We start from the raw sequence: 4,332 nt of genomic DNA, 5'->3' as shown, positions 1-4,332 counted from the left end.
TTTGCAAATATTCCAAATTCAACTTCGCTTTGTAGTGATAGAGGGGTATGAACGGGCAAAGAGGAACTGCCATGAACAATATTTTGACTGAATTAGAAGCACGTCGGGACGTCGCTCGTATGGGGGGCGGTCAACGCCGGATCGATGCGCAGCATGCTAAAGGAAAACTGACTGCACGCGAGCGTATTGATTTGCTGTTGGATGAAGACAGCTTTGAAGAGTTTGATATGTTCAAGGCCCATCGTTGCGTCGATTTTGGGATGGCAGAACAGCAATACGCTGGTGATGGGGTTGTGACCGGTTGGGGTACGATCAATGGCCGTATGGTCTATGTCTACAGTCAGGATTTTACCGTCTTTGGTGGGTCCCTATCTGAAACCCATGCGGAAAAAATTTGTAAGATCATGGATATGGCGATGCAAAACGGTGCCCCTGTGATTGGCCTTAACGATTCTGGCGGCGCGCGTATCCAAGAGGGTGTGGCGTCTTTGGCCGGTTATGCCGAAGTATTTCAGCGCAATGTAATGGCGTCTGGTGTTGTGCCGCAGATCAGTGTGATCATGGGGCCTTGCGCCGGCGGCGCGGTCTATTCGCCGGCGATGACCGATTTTATCTTCATGGTCAAAGATAGCAGCTACATGTTTGTGACAGGCCCGGATGTTGTAAAAACAGTGACGAATGAGATTGTCACGGCAGAAGAGCTTGGTGGGTCTGCTACTCATACAAAAAAATCATCCGTAGCGGACGGTGCGTTTGAGAATGACGTCGAAGCGCTCACCGAAGTGCGGCGTTTGGTGGATTTCTTGCCGCTAAACAATCGTCAAAAACCTCCTGTGCGCCCATTTTATGATGATCCAGCGCGGGTGGATTCCAGTTTGGATACGCTCATCCCTGCTAACCCCAATCAGCCCTATGATATGAAGGAACTGATTGCGAAGATTGCTGATGAAGGTGATTTTTATGAAATTCAGGAAGAATTTGCTAAGAATATTCTGACGGGTTTTGTGCGCATGGAGGGATCAACCGTCGGAATTGTGGCCAATCAACCGACAGTTTTGGCTGGTTGTTTGGATATTGACTCCAGCCGGAAAGCGGCACGTTTTGTTAGGTTTTGTGATGCCTTTGAAATTCCGATTCTCACTCTGGTCGACGTTCCGGGCTTTCTGCCTGGCACTGGTCAGGAGTTTGGCGGCGTCATCAAACATGGCGCGAAACTGTTGTTTGCCTATGGCGAAGCGACTGTTCCCAAAGTGACGGTGATCACCCGCAAGGCCTATGGTGGCGCTTATGATGTGATGTCGTCGAAACATCTGCGTGGCGATTTCAACTATGCGTGGCCGACAGCGGAGATTGCTGTCATGGGGGCTAAGGGCGCTACAGAGATCATCCATCGTGGAGATCTTGGTGATCCAGAAAAGATTGCACAGCATGTTGCAGATTACGAAGAGCGGTTTGCTAATCCTTTTGTCGCCGCAGAAAAAGGCTTCATTGATGAAGTTATTATTCCCAGCTCAACCCGTCGGAGGGTGTGCCGCGCATTTGCCAGTCTGCGGGGTAAGTCCCAGCAAAACCCATGGAAAAAACATGACAATATTCCACTTTAAGATTGCAGAGAGCCAATAATGGAAAAACATCGAGGATTTCCCGGCCGTTTGGCAGGCACGGATGCGCAATTTACCATTCGCCGCGCCAGCAAGGATGGTGCAACTAAAATCATTAGACGGGAACGCTATGCAGATCGCCGGTCCCCAGACCGTCGGGCAGATGAGGCTTTTCTGCAGGCTTTGGTACAGCATTTTGGTGCAGAACCCTTTGAACGCGGCAATCTAGATGGTGGCCGTTTGTCTTGGTTCTTTGAGCGTGAAGTTGTGCCGGCGCAGGAGGATTTTGACCCAGAATCCTACGTGGCATTGTTGCGTGTTGATATGCTCAAAGCACAAGCCACCTTCCCACAGATTTTTGCCGAAGGCTGGTCGGCGTGAATTCGCTTACCTTCCCCAGGGGTATTGCGCGGCTTTGCGCCGAGTTTGGAGGGGCATGCCGTTCGCCACTTGGCGCGATGCAATCTGCGTTTCATAATGCTGAAGTTATAGATTCAAAATTGATTGCATTGGTTTTGAGAATCTATCGACCCCTTCTTTCCTCAACCGGTTCTGGCTTTTGCCGGAGCCGGTTCTTTTTTAAGCGCAGCACTTTGTCATCGGCCTGTGCGCGCCAAGAAGGATTCCCAAATGTTTGATAAAATTTTAATTGCCAACCGTGGTGAGATTGCCTGCCGTGTGATCAAAACAGCTAAAACTATGGGAATCAAAACCGTGGCAATTTATTCCGATGCTGATGCGCAGGCTTTGCATGTGCAAATGGCGGATGAGGCGGTTCACATCGGTCCATCTCCAGCCAATCAATCCTATATTGTGATCGAAAAAGTGATGCAGGCGATTCGCCAAACAGGTGCGCAAGCGGTGCATCCGGGTTATGGATTTTTGTCTGAGAACCGGCTGTTTGCCGAAGCTTTGGAAGCTGAAGGGGTTGTCTTTATCGGCCCGCCAGCTCATGCGATTGAAAGCATGGGCGATAAAATCACGTCCAAAAAGCTGGCCAAAGAAGCTGGCGTCAATACTGTGCCGGGTTATATGGGCGTTATCGCTGACCCTGATGAGGCCGTCAAAATCTCCAATGAGGTTGGCTATCCTGTGATGCTCAAAGCCAGCGCTGGCGGTGGTGGTAAAGGCATGCGTATTGCTTGGAACGATGCCGAGGCGCGCGAAGGGTTTCAATCATCCAAGAATGAAGCGGCCAGCAGTTTTGGCGATGACAGGATTTTTATTGAGAAATTCGTCACCCAGCCGCGCCATATTGAGATTCAAGTCTTGGCCGATAGCCATGGCAATTGCATTTATCTCAATGAGCGCGAGTGTTCGATTCAGAGGCGCAATCAGAAGGTGATTGAAGAGGCCCCGAGCCCATTCCTCACCCCCGAAGTGCGCAAGGCCATGGGTGAGCAATCCTGTGCACTGGCGCAAGCGGTGGGGTATACCAGCGCGGGGACTGTGGAATTTATCGTCGACAGCGCACAAAATTTTTACTTTCTTGAGATGAACACCCGTTTGCAGGTCGAACATCCCGTGACGGAGCTTATCACAGGGGTAGATTTGGTCGAACAGATGATCCGTGTGGCCAATGGCGAAGCTCTTGGCCTTAAGCAAGAAGACGTTAAAATTAAAGGCTGGGCCATGGAAAGTCGTCTTTACGCCGAGGACCCATACCGGGGGTTTTTGCCGTCAATCGGTCGTCTGACCCGCTATCGTCCTCCGGTCGAAGGCCACAACGAAACTTCTGTTGTGCGCAATGATACGGGCGTGTTCGAAGGCGGCGAGATCAGCATGTTTTATGATCCGATGATTGCTAAACTTTGCACTTGGGCCCCAGATCGGGCATCGGCTATTGACAAAATGCGCAACGCTTTGGACGCTTTTGAGGTGGAAGGCATTGCTCACAACATCCCATTTTTATCTGCGGTTATGGATCATCCAAAGTTTTGCGCTGGCACTATTACAACGGCCTTTATTGAGGAAGAATATCCTGATGGATTTGAAGGGGTGGCCTTGCCCACCGTGACCCTCAAAATCGTCGCAGCCTGTGCGGCTGCCATGTACCGCTTGGGCGAAATTCGCCGGACGCGGGTATCAGGGCGCATCGACAATCATGAGCGCCGCGTACGTGATGATTGGGTCGTAAGTGTGCAGGGCCATGATTTTACTGTGGATATTGCCGCGGATCCCAATGGCTCTACCGTTCACTTTGAGACTGGCAGCCACCGGATCGCTAGCGATTGGACGCCGGGCAAGTCACTGGCCTTGATGAATGTGGATGGCACTGACATTGCTTTGAAAGTTGAAAAATGCACCAGCGGTTTCCGCATCCGGTTCCGCGGCGCAGATATGAAGGTGACTGTGCGCAGCCCACGCCAAGCAGAATTGGCCAAGCTGATGATAGAAAAAACGCCACCGGATACGTCAAAGCTTTTGCTTTGCCCAATGCCAGGTTTGATCGTTAAGGTTGAAGTTGCCATCGGTGATGAAGTGCAAGAAGGTCAATCGCTTTGCACGGTTGAGGCAATGAAAATGGAAAATATTTTGCGCGCTGAACGAAAATCAGTTGTCAGCAAAATTCATGTTGCCCCCGGCGACAGCTTGGCTGTGGATACAATCATCATGGAGTTTGAGTGATGTTGCTCGCTGAATTACTGCAGCGCATGATGTGCTGCAGTTTTGCAGCTTGGCGGAGCAGAAGTCAGGGCTTACTCATTTCTTGCTGCCGTATCGGCATTTT

3 protein-coding genes are annotated in these 4,332 nt (G+C 50.8%); all 3 read left to right on the top strand.

What is annotated here, in order from left to right; translation table 11 throughout:
• Positions 1–71 precede the first annotated feature (71 nt).
• The 3 genes from ACJAZW_RS15190 to ACJAZW_RS15180 all read left to right on the top strand — a co-directional run bounded on the left by ACJAZW_RS15190 (position 72) and on the right by ACJAZW_RS15180 (position 4,229).
• Positions 72–1,604, top strand: a complete 1,533-nt coding sequence (locus ACJAZW_RS15190) for an acyl-CoA carboxylase subunit beta (RefSeq protein ID WP_347828299.1) — start codon at positions 72–74, stop codon at positions 1,602–1,604.
• An 18-nt stretch (positions 1,605–1,622) separates the two neighbouring features.
• Positions 1,623–1,982 (top strand): hypothetical protein, encoded by a 360-nt coding sequence (locus ACJAZW_RS15185; protein ID WP_347828300.1) that lies wholly within the window; start codon positions 1,623–1,625, stop codon positions 1,980–1,982.
• Between the two features lie 249 nt (positions 1,983–2,231).
• Complete coding sequence (locus ACJAZW_RS15180; protein ID WP_415159613.1) at positions 2,232–4,229, top strand: acetyl-CoA carboxylase biotin carboxylase subunit; 1,998 nt, start codon at positions 2,232–2,234, stop codon at positions 4,227–4,229.
• Positions 4,230–4,332 lie beyond the last annotated feature (103 nt).

The sequence above is a fragment of the Maritalea sp. genome, assembly GCF_047634455.1.
GTDB lineage: Bacteria > Pseudomonadota > Alphaproteobacteria > Rhizobiales > Devosiaceae > Maritalea.
Note: the sequence above shows the minus strand (reverse complement) of the source record. Positions and strands in the feature narration are given on the sequence as shown.

What these genes read in the sequence shown, in the direction of transcription:
- ACJAZW_RS15190 (WP_347828299.1), top strand. Translation starts at nt 72, where the DNA reads ATGAACAATATTTTGACTGAATTAGAAGCACGTCGGGACGTCGCTCGT.
- ACJAZW_RS15185 (WP_347828300.1), top strand. Translation starts at nt 1,623, where the DNA reads ATGGAAAAACATCGAGGATTTCCCGGCCGTTTGGCAGGCACGGATGCG.
- ACJAZW_RS15180 (WP_415159613.1), top strand. Translation starts at nt 2,232, where the DNA reads ATGTTTGATAAAATTTTAATTGCCAACCGTGGTGAGATTGCCTGCCGT.